The organism is Methylobacterium sp. Leaf94 (genome assembly GCF_001426045.1).
GTDB lineage: Bacteria > Pseudomonadota > Alphaproteobacteria > Rhizobiales > Beijerinckiaceae > Methylobacterium.
The window spans coordinates 203,368-221,236 of the sequence record NZ_LMRM01000002.1; the positions used below are offsets into that span (position 1 = coordinate 203,368).

Sequence of the window (17,869 nt, forward strand, 5' to 3'; positions counted from 1 at the left end):
GGGCAGCGGGTCTCGGGCATCGGGTCGCGTCTGGCGTCCGGGGGCGCCGCTGGGCGCCCCCTCGCCCTCGTCAATCGGCCCCGCCGCCGGCCGTTCCGTGCCTCACGGCCTCGTGCGGCGGCCCGTCAGGCCGCCGCCGCGAGGGCGGGCGCCGGGCGCTCGCCCTGCGCCGCCAGGCGCTCCAGGAAGGCGGCGGCGAGGCGCCCGCGCGTCGCCGGGTCGTCGCTGCCCTGGCGCAGGAGCACCCGGTTGTCCTTGCGCACGATATGGGCGTGGGCGGGCACCGGCAGGGGCGGCGCGTTCGGCCGCAGGTCGGCGGCCAGCCCCTGCGGTCCGCCGCTGAGGCGGTGGATGCCGAGCCCGAGGCAGCCGACCCGGAGCCGGGCCAGGGCGATCAGGTCCTCGAAGGCGGCGGGCGGCGGGCCGAAGCGGTCGACCACCTCGCTGCGCAGGGCCTCCACCTCCTCCGGGTTCGCGAGGCGCAGGGTGCGGGTGTAGAGGCTGAGCCGCACCTCCGGCTCGGGCACGTAGTCGGCCGGCACGGCGCCCGACAGGCCCAGCCGGATCTCCGGGTTCCAGTCCTCGGCGGGCTCGCCCTTGGCGGCGCGCAGGGCCAGGTGCAGCAGGTGCTGGTAGAGCCCGAGCCCGATGAGCTTGACGTGGCCGGCCTGGTTCTCGCCGACGAGGTCGCCCGCCCCGCGCAGGTCGAGGTCCCGGGCGCTGATGGCGAAGCCCGCGCCCAGGCGGTCGAGGGCCTCCAGCGTCCGCAGGCGCTTTTCCGTGGCGGGCGTCAGCGGCCGGTCGGGGCGGCTCAGCAGGTAGACCACGCCGCGGCGCTGGCCGCGCCCGACCCGGCCGCGTAGCTGGTGCAGCTGCGACAGGCCGAAGCGCTCGGCATCCCAGACCAGCATGGTGTTGGCGCGCGGCACGTCGAGCCCGCTCTCGATGATGCTGGTGGCGAGCAGCACGTCGCCCTCGCCGTCGGCGAAGCGCACCATCACGTCGTCCATCTCGGCGGCGTTGAGCCCGCCATGGGCCACCCGGGTCTGCAGATCCGGCACCAGCTTGGCGAGGCGCGCCGCCATGGGGGCGATGTCCTCGATGCGCGGGCAGACCACGAAGCTCTGGCCGCCGCGCCGGTGCTCGCGCGTGAGGGCGTCCCGCATCGCCTCGTCCTCGAAGGGCCCGATCACGGTGCGGATGGGCTGGCGCACGGAGGGCGGCGTGGCGATGACGCTGAGGCTCTGGAGTCCCACCAGCGCGCTCTGCAGGGTGCGGGGGATCGGGGTCGCGGTGAGCGTGAGCACGTGGCCGTCCCCCGCCGCCTCCCGCAGCCCCTGCTTGATCTTGGCGCCGAAGCGCTGCTCCTCGTCGATGACCATCAGGCCGAGATCGGCGAAGCCCACGCCCTTGGCCGCGAGGCAGTGCGTGCCGACCACGAGGCGGATCGTGCCGTCGGCCAGCCCCGCCTTCACCCGCTTGGCCTCCGCGGCCGAGACGAGGCGGGAGAGGTGGGCGACCTCGAGGCCGAAGCGGGCGAAGCGCCGGGTGAAGGTCTGCACGTGCTGGCGCGCCAGCACCGTGGTCGGGGCGACGATCGCCACCTGCTTGCCGGCGAACACCGCCGCGGCGGCGGCCCGCAGGGCGACCTCGGTCTTGCCGAAGCCGACATCGCCGCAGACGAGGCGGTCCATCGGCCGGCCGGAGGCCAGGTCCGCCATCACGCCGCTCACCGCCGCCGCCTGGTCGGCGGTCAGGGCGAAGCCGAAGCCGGCGGCGAAGCGCTCCATCTCGCGCTCCCGCGGCACCAGGACCGGCGCCCGGATCGTCCGGCGCTTCTCGGCGTCCGCCAGCATCACCCGGGCGGCCCGGGCCATGCAGGCCTCCGCCTCGAGGCGGCGGCGTCCCCAGCTTCCGCCCTCCAGCTTGTCGAGGGTCACGGCCTCCACCTCGGAGCCGTAGCGCCAGATCCGGTCGGCCTGCGAGACCGGCACCATCAGGATGCCGTCGCCGGCAAAGCGCAGGCGCAGGGCGTCCTCGCTCCCGCCCTCGCCGGTGCTCACCGCCTCCAGGCCCTCGAACACGCAGAGCCCGTTGTCGCGGTCCACGGCGACGTCGCCGATGCGCAGCTCGACCTCGCCGATGGGCAGGATGGCGCTCGGGCCCCCGGCCGCCACGGTGGCGGCACGGGCGCCGAAGAGGTCGGCGGCGGCGACCACCGCCAGGCCCTGGTCCGGCACCCGGAAACCGGCCTCGATCGGGGCCTCCAGGCTGAGGAGCGCGCCGGGCTTGGCCGCGACGGCCTCGGCCCAGGCCCGGACCGTCCGGGCCTTGCGGCCCAGCGCCCGTTCGGCGATGCGGACGAGGCGCGCCAGGGGCTCGGCCGGTCCCGTGAGGAGGATGCGGTCGCCCGCCTTCAGGCGCTCGCGCAGGGTCTCGGCCAGGGCCGTGTTCGGCCGGGCCTTGCGCACGAAGGCCGGCATGGTGAGATCCTCGGCGCCCTCCGCCTCGGCCTCGGCGACCCGGCGCGCCGCGAGCTGGGCCGCCCAATCCGCGGGGCTGAGATAGAGGCCGCCATCCTCGGCCCCGCCGCGCCGGGACCGGGCCGCGGCCTCGCGGCCTTCCGCGATCTGCTCGAAGAAGGCCTGTGCCCGCTCCTCCGCTCCGTCCTCGACCACGAGGCGCGCGTCGGGCACCTGATCGAGGACCGTGACGAGGGACGGGTAGAACCGGGCGAGGCCATGTTCCTGGCCGGTAAAGGGCGCGAGCCGGCTCTCCGAGCCCTCGGGCAGGAGGATCTCCGTGGCGGGGTCGATGACGAGCAGGTCGGCATCAGCCAGCGAGCGCTGCGAGACCGGATCGTAGGAGCGGATCGCGGTGACCCGGCCCTCCTCGTACTCGATGCGGCAGGGGCGGTCGGCGGCGGCCGGGAAGACGTCCACGGTCCGGCCCCAGACCGCGACCTCGCCGGGCTCGTCGACCCGGTCGTCGAGGATGTAGCCCAGCCGCTGCAGGAAGGCGGAGACGGCGGAGGGATCGAGGGCGTCGCCGACCCGGACCTCCAGGCGCGCCTGCGCCCAGGTCTCGGCCGGGGGCACGCGCTGGATCAGGGCGGGGGCGGTGGTGAGGACGATGTCGGGCAGGGCCGCGGTGTCGGTGAGCCAGCGCAGCACGCCGGTGCGCGCGCCCATCACCCCGCGCGAGGGCGACGCCCTGTCGTAGGGCAGGCAGTCCCATTCGGGGTAGATCGCGACGCTGCGCTCGGGCGACAGGGCGCGCAGGATCTTGGCGATGACGTCGAGCCGGTGGCTCTCGCGGGCCATGTGGATCAGGGGCTTGCCGGTCCGCGTCAGGTCCAGGAGGGCGACCGCCAGGGCACCGGTGGGCACCAGGGGCGCCACGATCTCGGGGCCGGCCGGGGCGGCCTGCGCCGGCGCCGCGGCCGGACGGCCCGCACCGGTCCCCTTCCCAGATTCCTTGCCGGCCCCCTTGCCGGATGCGGCTTCGGAAACCGTCTCGGCCGGTGTCCCCGAGGCCTTGCGGGAGGCGGGTTTCGGCGCCGCCTTGGCACGCGGCCCCTGGGGCGAGGTCTTGGTCGGCCGCTCGACCGGTTTCTTGGCCGTTTTCTTGCCCGTTTCCTTGGCCGATCCCCCGGCCATTTGCTCGGCCGATCCCTCGGCAGTCGCGGTCGAAGCGGAAGACGACGCGGTCCTGCGTTTTGCCATCTGGGGTGTGCGCTGCCCGGCTCGAGAAGAGGACTCGGGAAACGCGGACGAAGGGTCCGGGCTCCGTTCTTTCGCCCGCCGTCCCCAGTTTGTCGCAGGCCTGTGGATCACATCTCCGGGTCGGGCGCCGCCTCCAGGCGGCCCTGCGCGATGGCGGCCTGGAAGGCGGCGAAGTCGGCCTCGTTCTGGTCGCCGTAGGCCAGGGCCCAGTCGGCCAAGGCCTCGCGCAGGTCGCACTGGCGGTCGCGGCCGCAATAGCCCGCGATGGCCGCCGCATCCCCGGTGCGGGCATGCGCCCGCGCCAGCAGGGCGCCGTAGGCCCAGGAGAAGTAGATCAGCGGCTGGCCGGTGAGGCCGGCCACGGGAATGTCACCCTTCATGTTCTTCATCTGGCGCACGTAGAACGGCCGGCCCTCGATGGTGGTCCAGCCCAGCAGCGGGTCGCCCACCGCCTGGAGCAGGCGCTGGCCGTAGATCACCCGCTCGCCCTCGTGGTCGCCGTAGGCGTCCGGCATGCCCGCGAGGTAGGGGGCATGGGCCGGCGTCACCGCCTCCTTGACCTGGAGGAAGAGGACGTCCTGGTCGGAATTCCCGCACAGGAGCGCGACGTAGGCGCGGGTGCCGACGCTGCCGACCCCGACGACCCGGTGGGCGACGTCCACCACGTGGTAGCGGCTGAGCATGAACCGGCGCTCGCGCGGCAGGGTCTCGGCATAGTGCTCCAGCCCGCCGATCACCGCCTCGCGGGTCTCGGCATCGACGCTCGTGAGGATCGGGGGGGCCGCCTTGAAGCGCCAGCCGCCGTCGGTGCGGCGCTCGCCGACCCGGGCGAGCAGGCTCTTGTTGTGCTTCTTGCGCGCCTTCTCCACCGCCTTGGCGATGACCGCCTCGGAATGGGTGTCGATGGTGAGCCCGGCGAAGTCGAGCTGGTCGGCCCGGGCCGCCTGGTGCCAGACGTCGAGGGGCCCCTGCGGCGCCAGCTCGGTCATGGTGTGCTGGTAGCCCGCCACCGCCGCGAGGGCGGCCTCGCGGCGCTCGGCCTTGGCGACCCCGTCGGTGCGCGCCGCCACCTCGATGCTGGCGGCGAGGCGCTTCAGGTCCCATTCCCAGGGGCCGATCGTGACCTCGTCGAAGTCGTTGAGGTCGAGGACGATGTCGCGCTGGGGCGTGCCGAACAGGCCGAAATTGGCCAGGTGCGCGTCGCCGTTCATCACCACCGCGATGCCGCTGCGCGGGGTGTGGGCGAGGTCCCAGGCCATGACGTGGGCGGCCCCGCGCAGGAAGGCGAAGGGCGAGCTCGCCATGCGGGCGACCCGGAGCGGGATGAGGTGCGCCTGGCGCCCCTCATGCGCCGCCTCGATCAGCGCGACGGGGTCGGGCCGGTGGGCGGGCGGCGTCCAGGCCGCGTGGGCGGCGTGCGGCACCGCCTCGCGCAGGGCCTTGCCGGCGTGGCGACGCTTGTCCCAGGGCTCGCCCGCCTCGCGCAGGTTGATGCGCGGGATGTCGGCGAGGGGCGCCAGCAGGATGTCGTCGGCCTCCGGGCGGACCTCGGTCGCGCTCGACCCGTCAGCGCGCAGGCTGACATCCTGGGGGCATTCCATGCACGGTCCTCACACGCGAATTCGTGAAGGACAAATCTTGACCGTTTGGGATCGTTCCCAGGGCAACACGTCTCAGGACCGGGATTCATCCCGGCGCGCAGCGTCGGGACGCGGCTGCGAAAGGCGACGTCGGCAAGGGGCGTTGCGGCGGCCGGCGTTCAGGCCCGGTCGTCCGCCCTTGGGGGGAGGGCGAACCTCGAAGACGCGCCGCGAGGGGGCTGGTCGTTCAGGATGGAGGCCGGGGTCCGGATTTGAACCGGACGTACGAATCCTTGCGGGGATCCTGGCTCGACACTCACCCACCTGGCCGAGATCCAGGAAGCATGGAATCCGCGACGCGGCAAGGCGGATGTGCTTCGGGAACGCTGGCGTTGTCATCGCTCTCTGAAGACCATCCCCGTCCGCGACGCTGTCCGAAGCGTGCGTGGTCGCCCCCCATCGGCGCGAAGCTTGCCCCGAAGGCCGGCTCCCCTGCGGGCCGGCGCCGATTGACCCGCAGCGGCAAACCGCGTTCTTGAGCGCGGCGATTCAGGAGTGCTTGAACGATGTCCGCAACGACCGTCCCGACGACGCCCTACGACGACCAGAAGCCGGGCACGTCCGGCCTGCGCAAGAAGGTGCCGGTCTTCCAGCAGGCGCATTACGTCGAGAACTTCGTCCAGGCGATCGTCGACTGCATTCCCGATCGGGCGGGCGCCACCCTGGTGCTCGGCGGCGACGGGCGCTTCCTGAACCGCCAGGTGGTCCAGACCACCCTGAGGATCGCCGCCGCCAACGGCTTCGCCCGCGTGCTGGTGGGCCAGGGCGGCCTGCTCTCGACCCCGGCCGCCTCCTGCGTCATCCGCAAGCACGGCGCCATCGGCGGCATCATCCTGTCGGCGAGCCACAACCCGGGTGGCCCCGAGGGCGATTTCGGCATCAAGTTCAACACCGCCAATGGCGGCCCGGCCCCCGAAAGCGTCACGGCGGCGATCCACGCGCGCACCAAGGCGCTGACCGAATACCGGATCGTCGCCGGGCCCGACCTCGACCTCGACACGATCGGCGAGACCCGGATCGGCGACATGACCGTCGCGGTGATCGACCCCGTCGCCGACTACCTCGCGCTGATGCGCGAACTCATCGACTTCGACGCGATCACGCGCCTGTTCGCCGGCGGCTTCCGCATGCGCTTCGACGCCATGAGCGCGGTCACCGGCCCCTACGCCCACGCCATCCTGGAGGGCGTGTTCGGCGCCGAGCCGGGCACCGTCCTCAACGGCACGCCGCGGGAGGATTTCGGCGGCCACCACCCGGACCCGAACCCGGTCCACGCCCACGACCTCTACGAGCTGATGCTGAGCGCCGACGCGCCGAACCTCGGCGCGGCCTCGGACGGCGACGGCGACCGCAACATGATCGTGGCCCCCGGCCTGTTCGTGACCCCGAGCGACAGCCTGGCGATCCTGGCCGCCCACGCCCACCTCGCCCCCGGCTACGCTCAGGGGCTCGCGGGCGTCGCCCGCTCGATGCCGACGAGCCGGGCTCTGGATCGGGTGGCGGCGTCGCTCGGCATCGCGGCCTACGAGACCCCCACCGGCTGGAAGTTCTTCGGCAACCTGCTCGATGCCGGCCTCATCACCCTCTGCGGCGAGGAGAGCGCCGGCACCGGCTCGAACCACGTCCGCGAGAAGGACGGGCTCTGGGCCGTGCTGATCTGGCTGAACATCCTGGCGGTCACGGGCAAGCCGGCCCAGGACGTCGTGCGGGGGCACTGGGCCGCGTTCGGGCGCGACTACTACACCCGGCACGATTACGAGGAGATCGACGCCGGGGCCGCCAAGGGCCTGATGGAGGGCCTGCGGGCCAAGCTCGCCACGCTGCCGGGCAGCAAGCTCGGCGGCCTCACCGTCGCGGCGGCGGACGACTTCCGCTACGTCGATCCCGTCGACGGCTCCGTCACCGAGCAGCAGGGCGTGCGCGTCACCTTCGCGGAGGACGCCCGGGTGGTCTACCGCCTCTCCGGCACCGGCACGGCGGGGGCGACCCTGCGGGTCTATATCGAGCGCTACGAAGCCGCCCCAGACCGGCTCGAATTGCCGGTGGTGGAGGTGCTGGCCCCGGTGGTGGCGGTGGCCAACGCGCTGGCCGACATCGCCGCGCTCACCGGCCGCGCCGCGCCGAGCGTCGTCACCTGAGGGGCGCACGCCCGCACGGGCGCCCGTGATCCGGCGTCGCGGCCTGGAACAGGGCCGGGCGCCGGTCCCTTGTCCCCGCATCGATTCGAACGGTGCGAGGAGACGGGCTCACATGACGCTGGAAGGCAAACGCGCGCTGATCACGGGCGCGGATTCGGGAATCGGACAGGCGACGGCCGAGCTGTTCGCCCGCCAGGGCGCCGACGTGGCGATCACCTACAACACCGACGCGGACGGTGCCCGCGAGACCGCGCGCCGGGTCGAGGCAGCGGGCCGCCGCTGCCTCGTGATCCAGAACGATGTCGGCGATCCGGCCTCGGTGGCGGCGACCTTCGCGCGGGTCGCGCAGGATCTCGGCGTGCTCGACATCCTGGTGAACAATGCCGGCCAGGCGATGAGCGGCATGCCGGTGGCCGAGATGGACGATGGCAAGCTCGAGCAGATCCTGCGCGTCAACCTGATGGCCCCGGTCTTCTGCGCCCGGGCCTTCATCAAGGTCCGCCGGGCCCAGGGCGGGCGCGGCAAGATCGTCATCGTCTCCTCGGTGGCCCAGCACCTGCCCACCCCGGAGAGTGCCCCCTACGGCATGTCGAAGGCGGGCGTCGGCTCGCTGTGCCGCAGCCTGGCGCGGGAGCTCGCCGAGGATCGGATCAACGTCAACAACGTGGCGCCCGGCCTGATCGAGACGCCGATGACCGCCGACCGCTTCGAGAACCCGGACAAGCTCGCCCAGTCCCTGGAGCGCATCCCGTGGCACCGGGCCGGCCAGCCCGACGAGATCGCCAAGGCGATCCTCTACCTCGCCTCGGACGATGCCGACTACGTCACCGGCCACACCCTGGTGGTCGACGGCGGCCTGACCATGCAGTGGGGCGGCGCCTGAGGGGGTGACGGGGACCGCGGGGCGGCCGCCCGGGTGGGCGGCGCCTGACGCCCGGTCCGGTCCGGGTCGGGCCGGACCTCGTCGGCCCGACCCGTGCTCCGGCGGCCGGAAGGCCGGCGGAGCGCCCTGTGGCGAGATCGCGACGAAGCGGTCGCGAGGACACCCGCGTCGCGCCGGACCCCGGCCGGTCAGGCTTCGGGCCGACGCAGGGCGTCGATCAGGGCGCGAAGCGTCGGCGTCGCCTGCCGGCTCGGATGGTAGAGGTGGTAGCCGGGGAAGGGCGTGCACCAGTCCGCCAGAACCTGCACGAGGCGGCCCGCCGCGATGTCGGCGGCCACGTCCTCCTCCAGCATGTAGCCGAGCCCGGCCCCGGCCCGCACCGCGGCCCCCGACAGGTCCGCATCGTTGACGATGAGCTGTCCCTTGGCCCGCACGCGCACCTCCTGGCCGTCGCGCGCGAACTCCCACGGCAGCAATCCCCCGCCGCCGACCAGCCGGTAGTTGACGCAGTTGTGCGCGTCCAGGTCGGCCGGCGTCTCGGGCCGCGGATGGCGCGCGAAATAGGCGGGCGTGCCGACCACCACCGTGCGCAGGTCCGGCCCCAGCCGCACCGCCACCATGTCCCGCTCCACCGACTCGCCGAAGCGGATGCCGGCGTCGAACCGGTCCGCGACGATGTCGGCCAGGCGATCGTCGATGACGACCTCGACCGAGACGGCCGGATGGTCGAGGAGGAAGCGCGGCAGGGCCGGCTCGAGCACGCGGCGTGCGGCCGAGGAGAAGGTCGTCAGCCGGAGCGCACCGGACGGCGCACCGCGCCAGTCGGCGAGGGCTGCAAGGCCGCCTTCGATCTCCGCCAGCGCCGGGGCCAGCGACCGCACGAGCCGCTCGCCCGCCGGCGTCGGCGCGACGCTGCGCGTGGTGCGCGCCAGCAGCCGAACCCCGAGCCGTTCCTCCAGCCCGCGGACGGCGTGGCTGAGCGCCGAGGGCGACAGGCCGAGTTCCGCCGCTGCACGCGTGAAGCTGCAGGTGCGCGCGACCGCCGCGAAGGCCGCGAGATCATCGAGTGTGCCTCGTCGCATTGCTGAATTCCACTCACAGACCCTTGTCGCCGATTTCGGCTAATCCCCCTGGGTCGGTGGCCTTATCCTGGGTGATAGCAGCAAGGATATGCAACAATGGACCTCACGCATTACCGTACGCTCGGCCGCTCCGGCCTGGCGGTCAGTCCCCTCGCGCTCGGCACCATGACCTTCGGGACGGCGCGCTGGGGGCTGGACGAGGCCGGCAGCCGCGCCGTGTTCGACGCCTATCGGGAGCGGGGCGGCAACTTCGTGGACACGGCCGACGTGTATGCCGGGGGCGAGGGCGAGGCGATGCTCGGGCGCTTCATCCGCGCGTCCGGCATGCGGGACGGGATCGTCCTCGCGACCAAGTCGGGGTTCGCGACGGGCAACGGTCCGCACGCGGGCGGCAACGGTGCCAAGCACGTCCACGCGGCGCTGGAAGGCTCGCTGCGCCGTCTGCGAACCGACTACGTCGACCTCTACTGGGTGCATGTGTGGGACGGGGTCACGCCGGCCGAGGAGTTGCTGGAGACGATGGCCGGTCTCGTGCGCGCCGGGAAGGTTCGCTATTGGGGCGTGTCGAACACGCCCGCCTGGTACGTTGCCACGCTCGCGACGCTGGCCGCACGACGCGGGCTGCCGGGGCCGATCGCCCTGCAGTACTTCTACGCCCTCGTGAACCGGGACGTGGAGGACGAGCACATTCCGCTCGCCGCCGCATTCGGCCTGGGCGTGGTGCCGTGGTCGCCGCTCGCCTACGGGCTGCTGAGCGGCACGTACGACCGCGCGACGGTGGAAGCGGCCGGACCCCGCGCGGGCGGCCTGCCGAGGGATGCGGCGGCGTCGGGCGAGGCGCGTCCCGCCGGCGACAAGCGGCTCGATGGGGCCAATCCGTTCGGTGACAGCCTGTTCACGCCGCGCAACTGGACCATCGTCGAAGCGGTGCGCCGGGTGGCGGAGGCCATCGGGCAATCGCCGGCGCGCGTGGCGCTCGCCTGGGTGATGGGGCGACCGGGTGTGACCGCGCCGCTGATGGGCGTGAGCCGACCGGCGCAGGTGGCCGACAACATCGCTGCGCTCGATGTCGTGCTCGCCGCGGAGCATCGCGCCGCGTTGGAGGCGGTCAGCGCGCCGGCGGAGCCACGCCTGATCTACGGCTTGTCGCGAGCGCCGTTGCGGCAGGCGGTCGTGTTCGGCGGCGCGCGGGTTCAGGCCTCGGGCGAGGCGGCCTGAGGCCCATCCCGTCCCGCCCACGCTCCCGCGCCCTGAGCGAGCACCGCTCGATCGGACGGCCAATGTCCGGCGTCATGGCGGTACGCCCCAAGAGCGGACGGTCGGCTAGGGTGCGTCCCGGTCCTCGAAGGCCGTCCCCCGGGAGTCTGTCAGGCTCATCCTGAACCCGACAGACCCTCGAGTCCTGTCCGGTCGTTGGTCTTTTCGGGAGAACCGGTTTCCCCGAATCCCGGACAACCGCTAGCGCGGGTTCTGCCAGGTGGTCGCGGCGGGGGCGGTGGTGACCGGGGCGAGGCTGCCGGTGGCGGCCGGGGCGGCGGGGCGGACCGGCGCGGCACGCTCCTCGGCCACCCGCAGCTTGGGCGGGGCGACCGCGGCCCGCCGGGCGGCGCGCACCCGGCGGCGGCGCGGGCGGGGGCTCTCGGCGGTGGCGCCGATATAGCCGCCGACGATGCCGCCCACGACCGCCCCCACCGGTCCGCCCACCAGGGCGCCCGCCACCGCCCCGGTGCCGACGCCCACCGTGGTCTTGCTCGCGGCCATCGCAGCCTGCGGGGCCGCGAGGGCGCCGAGGAGCAGCAACGCGGAAGTAAATGCCTTCATGATCCCCGTCATCCCTTGATTCCGGCTGCGGTCCCTGGCGGGCCACCGTGACGAAATCGGGGCCGCTTCGGGCCGGGGCGCGGGTTCGGCCCGCCGGGACTTGCGCCGGGCAGCGCCTGTGCTTTCCGCACATCAGTCGTCGCGGCCGGCCCCCGTCGTCGCGGCCGGCAGAAGGGCGAGGAGATCCGAAAAGTCCGGGCGCGCCGCGATGTCGGGCCCCGTGCAGGCCCGCTCCAGGTCGCGCCAGGGGCCGGCACCGACATCCGCCAGGGTGAGGAGCTCGCCCAGGAGCAGCCCCCAGGCCCGCATCTCGATCCGGCGCAGGGCCGCGCCGGCCGGCCCCGCGGGCAGGGTCGAGGCGGCGCCGAAATCGCTGACGACGGCGGCGCCGTCCGTGCCGTCCCACAGGATGTTGTGGCCGTAGAGGTCGCCGTGCAGGATGCCGCGGGCGTGGAGATGGGCGCAGGCCTCCGCGGCGGCGCGGGCGATGCGCAGGGCCGCCGCCGGCGTCAGGGCGAGGCCCGGGGCGTAGACGTCGCGGCTGCAGCTCTCCAGGCTCGGCGACGAAGCTGAGGGCGATGAGCAGGCCAAGGATCGAGGCGAAGATGGGGGCCTCCCGGGAGAACGGGACGTTGCCCTTCTCGCGCGAGGCAGGCCGCCATCTCGCGCTCGGGCAGGCCGTCGCTGGTCATGGCACCCTTGAACAGCTTCAGGGCGACCGCCTCGGCCGGGGCCCCGCCCCGGCGCCAGAGCGCCCGGTGCACGCGGCCCGAGGCGCCCTCGCCGAGGAGGTCGCCCGGTTCGAGATCGCGCCAGGGCACGCCCGGCACGTCGCGGCGCCCGGGCGCGTCATCGACGGGATTGCCCGCGAAGGAGGTCCAGGCCAGGGCCGGCAGGGTGGTCAGCCAGGGCGGCAGCGCCTCCAGGCGGTTGGCGGCCAGCCGCACCAGCTCCAGGTTCGGCGCCCCCGCCAGGCTCCCGGGCAAGGCCGCCAGGGCGTTGCCCGAGAGCATGAGCTTCTGCAGGTGCGGGCGCTGCCCGAGGGCGTCCGGCAGGGCGGCGATCCGGTTGTCCGTGAGGGTGAGCCAGCGCAGGGCCGGGGGCAGGGCCTCGCCCGGCACCTCCTCGAGCCCGGTGCCGCGAAAGCCGACCTGGCTCAGGGACGGGCAATCCCCCAGGACCGGCGGCAGGCGGGTGAAGCGGCTGCCCGAGCAGAACAGCACGCGCAGGTGCCGCAGGCGGCCGAGATCCGCCGGCAGCGCGTCGAGGTGGCTGCCGCTGAGGTCCAGGAGCTCGAGGGTGTCGGCGAGGCCGAAGACCTCGGGCGGGAATTCGGCGAGGCCGGGGGGAAAGCGCAGGGCCCGGGCCCCGGCGCAGTCGCCCCGGCGCAGGGAGGCCAGCAGGGCGGCCAACGGGTCGGCCAACGGGTCCTGGGTCATGTCGGGGGCGCGGGGAGCCGGATCATGCCGCCGGTCCTAGCGCGGGTGGGGGACCGGGCGCACGGCTTTTCGCGCGCAGGGCCGCGGCCCGGCCGGCGCCGGCGCGGGGATGGGCGGCGTCGAAGGCCTCCATCAGGCGGGCGGCGTCGACCTTGGTGTAGAGCTGCGTCGTGGCGAGGGAGGCGTGGCCGAGCAGCTCCTGGATCGCCCGCAATTCGCCCTGGCGCGCCAGGAGGTGGGTGGCGAAGGAGTGGCGCAGGGCGTGCGGCGTCGCGCTCGGGGGCAGGCCCAGCCCGCCCCGCATCGCCGCCACGGCGTACTGGATGATCCGCGGCGAGAGCGGGCCGCCCTTGGCGCCGACGAAGAGCGGGCCGTCCGGAGCCAGGGCGTAGGGACAGGCCGCCACGTAGTCGGCCACCGCCGCCGCGACCACCGGCAGCACCGGCACCATCCGGGTCTTGCCGCCCTTGCCGAGCACGGTGACGGAATCGGTGCCCGGCACGGGCGCGTCCTTCGCCCGGATCCCGAGGGCTTCGGAAATGCGCAGGCCCGAGCCGTAGAGCAGGGCCAGCACGGCGGCGTCGCGCGCCAGCACCCAGGGCTCGCGGGTCTCGCCGGCCCGCAGCTCCGGCCCGGTCATCGCCCGGGCGGCGTCGATGGGGATCGGGCGCGGCAGGCGCCGCTCCACCTTGGGCGAGCGCACGGCGCCCAAGGCCGCCACGGTGCCGTGGCCCTGGCGCTCGAGGTGGCGGGCGAAGGAGCGCAGGCCCGCCAGCGCCCGCATCAGCGAGCGCCCGCCGACCCCGTCCGCCCGGCGCGCGGCCATGAAGGCGCGCACGTCGCGCGGTTTCAGGGCGACGAGCTGGGCGATGCCGGGCGGGCCGTGCCGCCCGGCGCGATGGGCCAGGAACTGGCGCAGGTCCCGGGCATAGGCCTCGACGGTGTTGGGCGAGAGGCGCCGCTCCCGCGCGAGTTCGTCCTGCCACGCCCGGGCTTCGGCGCGCAGGGCCGCGTCCCCGGGAAACGCCAGGGCGTCGGCGGGGAGCGGGGCGGGACCGGGTGCGGAGGATGCCATCCGGCCACTGAAGCCCGAGAGGCGTTGACGCTCCGTTGCCGAGGGGGCGCGGGGTGGCGGAATCTGACTGCCGGGGAGGTCGGCTTCCGACCCTTTGCAGAAGCCCGGAACCGCCGCTTGCGGGCTGCACGGTTGAGCAGCGTCCTACGGCCGGGACGGGTGAATTTCTGCCCGGCTGCGATCGGATAGATCCTGGGCGAGGCGGACGTATCGATCAGGGCCGGAAGCCGGGGGAATGACAGCTCAACCTACGCCGGTCGGGCCATCAATGACCCGCCGCACGCGGCGCGCGAGTTCCAGCCGTTTATAGGGCTTATTGATGATCTCGAAATCCGTGCCACCCGCATCCGAGCGTTCGATGGATGCCTCCGCGTAGCCCGTAGTGAGCAGCACCTTGATCTTAGGCTGTCGCTCGCGTGCGGCGCGGGCCAGCATCACGCCGTTCATCCCACCCGGCATGATGAGATCGGTGAACAGGAGATCGATCCGGCGCTCGCCGTCGAGGAACTCAATCGCCGCGCGGGGGCCGTCGGCCACGATGACTTTGTAGCCGAAATCCTCCAGGATCATTCCCGCCGTCTCCGCCACGTCCGGTCGGTCGTCGACCACGAGTACCGTTTCGGTCCCGTGCCGGTCGGCGGCGCGCTGCGAGGCCCTGCGCTCGTCCTCGATCTTCTGGTCGCTTGCTGGAAAGAGCAGGCGCACCGTGGTGCCGTGCCCCACCTCAGAGTAGATCTTGACCGAGCCGCCCGATTGCTTGGCGAAACCGTAGACCATCGCGAGGCCTAGGCCTGTGCCCTTGCCTTCGCCCTTGGTGGTGAAGAACGGCTCCATCACTCGGTTCAGGATCTCGGCCGGCATACCGCTACCCGTATCGGTGACGGATACCACCACGTAGGCCCCAGGGCCGACCGTCTTGAAAAGCGCCGTATCCTCGTCCTCGATGAGGAGGTTTTCGGTCTTGACCGTGACGGACCCTCCGCCCGGCATCGCATCGCGGGCGTTCAGCAAGACGTTCAGCAAGGCGACCTCGGCCTGGGTCGGGTCGATGCGGGTGTTCCAGAGATCGGATGCGAGGGACTGCTTCAGGGTGACGTCGTCCCCCAGGGTACGCTCGGCCATCTCGCTCATGCTTTGGACGAGGCCGTTGAGGTTGAGGAGGCGCCCCTCCAATCGCTGCTTGCGCGAGAAGGCCAGAAGCTGGTGGGTCAGCTTGGCGGCGCGTTCCGAGGCGTCGCGCACCGCCTCGCCCGCCCGCCGCAATCGGCCGACATCGATGGTCGGGTGGTCGATCAGCGCCAGCATGACCTCGTTGTGACCGGAGATCACCTGTAGGAGGTTGTTGAAGTCATGCGCGATCCCGCCGGTAAGCTGCCCCAGGCTCTCCATCTTCTGTGCTTGGTGTAGACTCTCCTCTGCGTCGCGGCGGCGCGAAACGTCGAGCTGCGAGCCGAAGAAGTATACGAGGTCGCCGGCTCGGTTGAAGACCGGCGAGACGAACAGCGCGTTCCAGAACGAAGACCCGTCCTTGCGGTAATTGATGATCTCCGTGGAGAACTCGCGCTGCTCCGCGATGGCGACACGCAGTTCGGTGACCACCTCTCGGTCGGTCTCAGGCCCTTGGAGGAAGCGGCAGTTCGTGCCGATAAGTTCGTCCCGGGTGTAGCCTGTCATGCGCTCGAAAGCGCGGTTGACGAAGATGATGGGATTGTCGGCCTGGTGCGGGTCCGTAACGATCATCGGCATGCGCGTCGTTTCGACGGCCGCGAAGAAGATGTCGTGATGCTGGTCGATTACGCCCGAAGGGCCACTGCCGCTGACCGGCGTCTTTGGGCCGTAGGTCTTCGGCTTCTCGGGGGAAGTTGGCAAGAAGGAACTCCGGGCTTCGAAGGACCGCCGGAGCCCTCGGTCACTCCAAACACGCCTTTATTGTATTCTCTGCGCCAGCGGAAATGCCACTGAACTAAAATTGACCAGGGCCTGAGGGTCGCAGTGTCGCACCGAGGCGCGCCGGTCAGAGCAAAGCGAATGACCACTTCAGGGGATTAGGGAAACCGCTAGCTATGGCCATTGTTGGTCGGAGGCGGAACATCCGCTTCAGGACGAAAGGTCAGGGTCCGCAAACCACTTTTCTCAGACTTTTGGAAGGTCCGCTTCTCGGCAGCTACGTCGAGGATGACCCACGTCCAGGGTGGTGGATTTCCGACGGTCCGCTTTGGGAAGTGAGGGCTGAGAAAGTGGCCCTCACTCGATCGAGCAACCGCAGTGATCAGCCTTCATCCGCGTTCTCGAAGAGCGGTGTCCTGATCTGGGCCCATGAGGCGTCAGGCGATGCAAATGCCGGGAACCTCGACCTTACGGAACAGATGGGGGCTCGCCCTCGCGCTCTCTGGATACTCCGAGAGTTTCGCCCGAAACTCGGGGTTGGCGAAGGCGACCCGGAAATGGGCGACGGACTGCCAAACCGCATAGTTCAGAAAGGCACCGCTTCCCGCGATGCCGCGATGAAGCTGTGTCGAGATGAAGCCCGGCTGCCGTTTCATGATCGCCGCATCGCGGCTCCAGACCTCCAGAAGCGCGTCCGCGTCCTCTGGCGGGACGACGAAGGTGTTGATCAAGACGATCGGACCAGCCTCCTCGTCGGCCAACTGGTCGGCGAGGGTCACGGTGCTGTCCATTTCGATGAACTGGAGTGGGCCCCTGACGGTGGGCACGATCAGGCGGCGGTTTTGACCGTCTGCCGGGCGTGCTGCTCCTCGAACTGCACGGGGCTCAGATAACCGAGCGCGGAGTGCAGGCGGCTGGAGTGGGCCCCTGACGGTGGGCACGATCAGGCGGCGGTTTTGACCGTCTGCCGGGCGTGCTGCTCCTCGAACTGCACGGGGCTCAGATAACCGAGCGCGGAGTGCAGGCGGYGGGTGTTATAGACCTCKTCGATGAAGCGCGGCAGCTCAGCCGCCACATCGGCGAAGGTCTCGAACKCCATCGGGTATACCCCCTCGACCTTGAGCGTCTTCATGAAGCTCTCGGCCTTGGCGTTGTCGTAGGGATTGYCGCGCCGGCCCATCGAGCCGATGAGRCCATGCTCGGCCAGCACCTTTCGATACGCCTCGGCAGCGTATTGACTGCCGCGGTCSGTGTGGTGGGTCAGTCCTGGCGCCGGCCGACGCCGCTCGATCGCTGCGCGCAGAGCCCCGATGGTCAGGCGGGCGTCGATCGACCGGCCGAGCGCGTAGCCGACCRCTCGCCGCGACCAGGCATCCAGGATGATCGCGACGTAGACGAAACCGCCYGTMACCGCGACGTAKGTCAGATYCGCGACCCAGAGCTGGTCAGGCCCGTCCGGCACGATGTCCCGGGCCAGGTTCGGGAAGATCGGGCTGTCGTGATCGCTGTCGGTGGTCGTGACGTAGCGGCGCCGGACGCGCGGTTGCAGGTCGTGCTCCCGCATGAGGCGGCGGACCTTCTTATGGTTCACCCGCCAGCCCTGCTGGCGCAGGGCCGCCTGGGCGCGGCGCCAGCCGTAGGCCTCGAACGCGTCGCAGACTGCGGCCATGGCCTCGACGAGGGCGGTGTCGTCGGCAGCCCGCATTGGGGCATCGTAGTAGGTTGAGCGCGCCAGACCCATCAGCCGGCATCCCGCGGCGACAGAGAGGCTGCCGGGCCGGTGATCACGGACGTAGGCCCGCTTCGCGGCAGCGGTCCGTTGCGCAGAGCCCCCTTTAAAAACTCAMGCTCAAGCGCTTGCCGCCCGACGAGCCGTTCGAGCGCGGCGATGCGAGCCTCATAGGCCTGGATCGTGTCGGCGGCGGCCGCGTCRTCGTCGAACGCGCCCGTCTCGTACTTCTGCACCYAGAGGCGCACGAGGTTGCGCGAGAGRTCGTGGCGCTTGGCCAAGCCGTGCAGCGTCTCGCCGGACAGGTACTCCTGCGCGACCTGCCGCTTGAACGCGACGCTGTGGGAACGGTGTCGTGCCATGGTCTTCATCCTCCGAAGACCCAGCCAGCCGGTCAATCAGCCTTATCCAATCCGTCCACCTCCAGGGGCCCACTCCAGATCGGCGTGC

General features: G+C 72.0%; 11 protein-coding genes, 1 tRNA gene and 2 pseudogenes. 3 read left to right on the forward strand and 11 right to left on the reverse strand.

The genetic code is table 11. From position 1 onward, the window contains the following. Positions 1 to 125: 125 nt before the first annotated feature. The 3 genes from ASG63_RS02670 to ASG63_RS24895 all read right to left on the reverse strand — a co-directional run bounded on the left by ASG63_RS02670 (position 126) and on the right by ASG63_RS24895 (position 5,635). Positions 126 to 3,659 carry a DEAD/DEAH box helicase gene (locus tag ASG63_RS02670; protein ID WP_244479788.1) on the reverse strand — a complete coding sequence of 1,178 codons (3,534 nt, stop codon included), beginning with the start codon at positions 3,657 to 3,659 and terminating at the stop codon, positions 126 to 128. Between the two features lie 173 nt (positions 3,660 to 3,832). Continuing rightward, complete coding sequence (locus ASG63_RS02675; RefSeq protein ID WP_082501407.1) at positions 3,833 to 5,326, reverse strand: DUF2252 domain-containing protein; 1,494 nt, start codon at positions 5,324 to 5,326, stop codon at positions 3,833 to 3,835. Positions 5,327 to 5,558: 232 nt separating this feature from the next. Next, positions 5,559 to 5,635: transfer RNA gene (locus tag ASG63_RS24895), tRNA-OTHER, on the reverse strand. 236 nt (positions 5,636 to 5,871) lie between these two features. Here ASG63_RS24895 and ASG63_RS02680 point away from each other — a divergent pair. Together ASG63_RS02680 and ASG63_RS02685 are read left to right on the forward strand one after the other, a co-directional pair. Beyond that, positions 5,872 to 7,503 carry an alpha-D-glucose phosphate-specific phosphoglucomutase gene (locus ASG63_RS02680; protein WP_056211779.1) on the forward strand — a complete coding sequence of 544 codons (1,632 nt, stop codon included), beginning with the start codon at positions 5,872 to 5,874 and terminating at the stop codon, positions 7,501 to 7,503. 112 nt (positions 7,504 to 7,615) lie between these two features. Next, positions 7,616 to 8,386, forward strand: coding sequence for an SDR family NAD(P)-dependent oxidoreductase (locus ASG63_RS02685; protein WP_056211782.1), 771 nt, complete (start codon positions 7,616 to 7,618; stop codon positions 8,384 to 8,386). Positions 8,387 to 8,574: 188 nt separating this feature from the next. Here the strand turns inward: ASG63_RS02685 and ASG63_RS02690 are convergent, their stop codons facing one another. After that, positions 8,575 to 9,468, reverse strand: coding sequence for a LysR family transcriptional regulator (locus tag ASG63_RS02690; RefSeq protein ID WP_056211784.1), 894 nt, complete (start codon positions 9,466 to 9,468; stop codon positions 8,575 to 8,577). Between the two features lie 96 nt (positions 9,469 to 9,564). Between ASG63_RS02690 and ASG63_RS02695 the strand changes: the two genes are divergently transcribed. Beyond that, complete coding sequence (locus tag ASG63_RS02695) at positions 9,565 to 10,686, forward strand: aldo/keto reductase (RefSeq protein WP_056211786.1); 1,122 nt, start codon at positions 9,565 to 9,567, stop codon at positions 10,684 to 10,686. 240 nt (positions 10,687 to 10,926) lie between these two features. Here ASG63_RS02695 and ASG63_RS02700 read toward each other — a convergent pair whose 3' ends face one another. The 7 genes and pseudogenes from ASG63_RS02700 to ASG63_RS02730 form a co-directional block, all read right to left on the reverse strand. Next, entirely contained in the window at positions 10,927 to 11,289 is a 363-nt protein-coding gene (locus tag ASG63_RS02700; RefSeq protein ID WP_056211846.1) for a hypothetical protein, read from the reverse strand. A 132-nt stretch (positions 11,290 to 11,421) separates the two neighbouring features. Next, positions 11,422 to 12,728: pseudogene (locus ASG63_RS02705) on the reverse strand (protein kinase). Positions 12,729 to 12,750: 22 nt separating this feature from the next. Then, on the reverse strand, positions 12,751 to 13,803 hold the full coding sequence (locus tag ASG63_RS02710; RefSeq protein ID WP_056211788.1) for a tyrosine recombinase XerC: 1,053 nt from the start codon (positions 13,801 to 13,803) through the stop codon (positions 12,751 to 12,753). Between the two features lie 243 nt (positions 13,804 to 14,046). After that, entirely contained in the window at positions 14,047 to 15,672 is a 1,626-nt protein-coding gene (locus ASG63_RS02715) for a hybrid sensor histidine kinase/response regulator (protein WP_056211791.1), read from the reverse strand. Between the two features lie 455 nt (positions 15,673 to 16,127). Further along, positions 16,128 to 16,481 (reverse strand): antibiotic biosynthesis monooxygenase family protein, encoded by a 354-nt coding sequence (locus ASG63_RS02720; RefSeq protein WP_056211848.1) that lies wholly within the window; start codon positions 16,479 to 16,481, stop codon positions 16,128 to 16,130. Between the two features lie 152 nt (positions 16,482 to 16,633). Next, positions 16,634 to 17,440: pseudogene (locus ASG63_RS02725) on the reverse strand (IS3 family transposase); the annotation flags it as partial. After that, positions 17,431 to 17,781 (reverse strand): transposase, encoded by a 351-nt coding sequence (locus ASG63_RS02730; protein ID WP_056211850.1) that lies wholly within the window; start codon positions 17,779 to 17,781, stop codon positions 17,431 to 17,433. The pseudogene ASG63_RS02725 and the gene ASG63_RS02730, both read right to left, overlap by 10 nt. Between the last annotated feature and the right edge of the window lie 88 nt (positions 17,782 to 17,869).

Coding starts and splice junctions, on each gene's coding strand:
- ASG63_RS02670 (WP_244479788.1), bottom strand. CDS start 3,659: ATGGCCGGGGGATCGGCCAAGGAAACGGGCAAGAAAACGGCCAAGAAA.
- ASG63_RS02675 (WP_082501407.1), bottom strand. CDS start 5,326: ATGGAATGCCCCCAGGATGTCAGCCTGCGCGCTGACGGGTCGAGCGCG.
- ASG63_RS02680 (WP_056211779.1), top strand. CDS start 5,872: ATGTCCGCAACGACCGTCCCGACGACGCCCTACGACGACCAGAAGCCG.
- ASG63_RS02685 (WP_056211782.1), top strand. CDS start 7,616: ATGACGCTGGAAGGCAAACGCGCGCTGATCACGGGCGCGGATTCGGGA.
- ASG63_RS02690 (WP_056211784.1), bottom strand. CDS start 9,468: ATGCGACGAGGCACACTCGATGATCTCGCGGCCTTCGCGGCGGTCGCG.
- ASG63_RS02695 (WP_056211786.1), top strand. CDS start 9,565: ATGGACCTCACGCATTACCGTACGCTCGGCCGCTCCGGCCTGGCGGTC.
- ASG63_RS02700 (WP_056211846.1), bottom strand. CDS start 11,289: ATGAAGGCATTTACTTCCGCGTTGCTGCTCCTCGGCGCCCTCGCGGCC.
- ASG63_RS02710 (WP_056211788.1), bottom strand. CDS start 13,803: ATGGCATCCTCCGCACCCGGTCCCGCCCCGCTCCCCGCCGACGCCCTG.
- ASG63_RS02720 (WP_056211848.1), bottom strand. CDS start 16,481: ATGGACAGCACCGTGACCCTCGCCGACCAGTTGGCCGACGAGGAGGCT.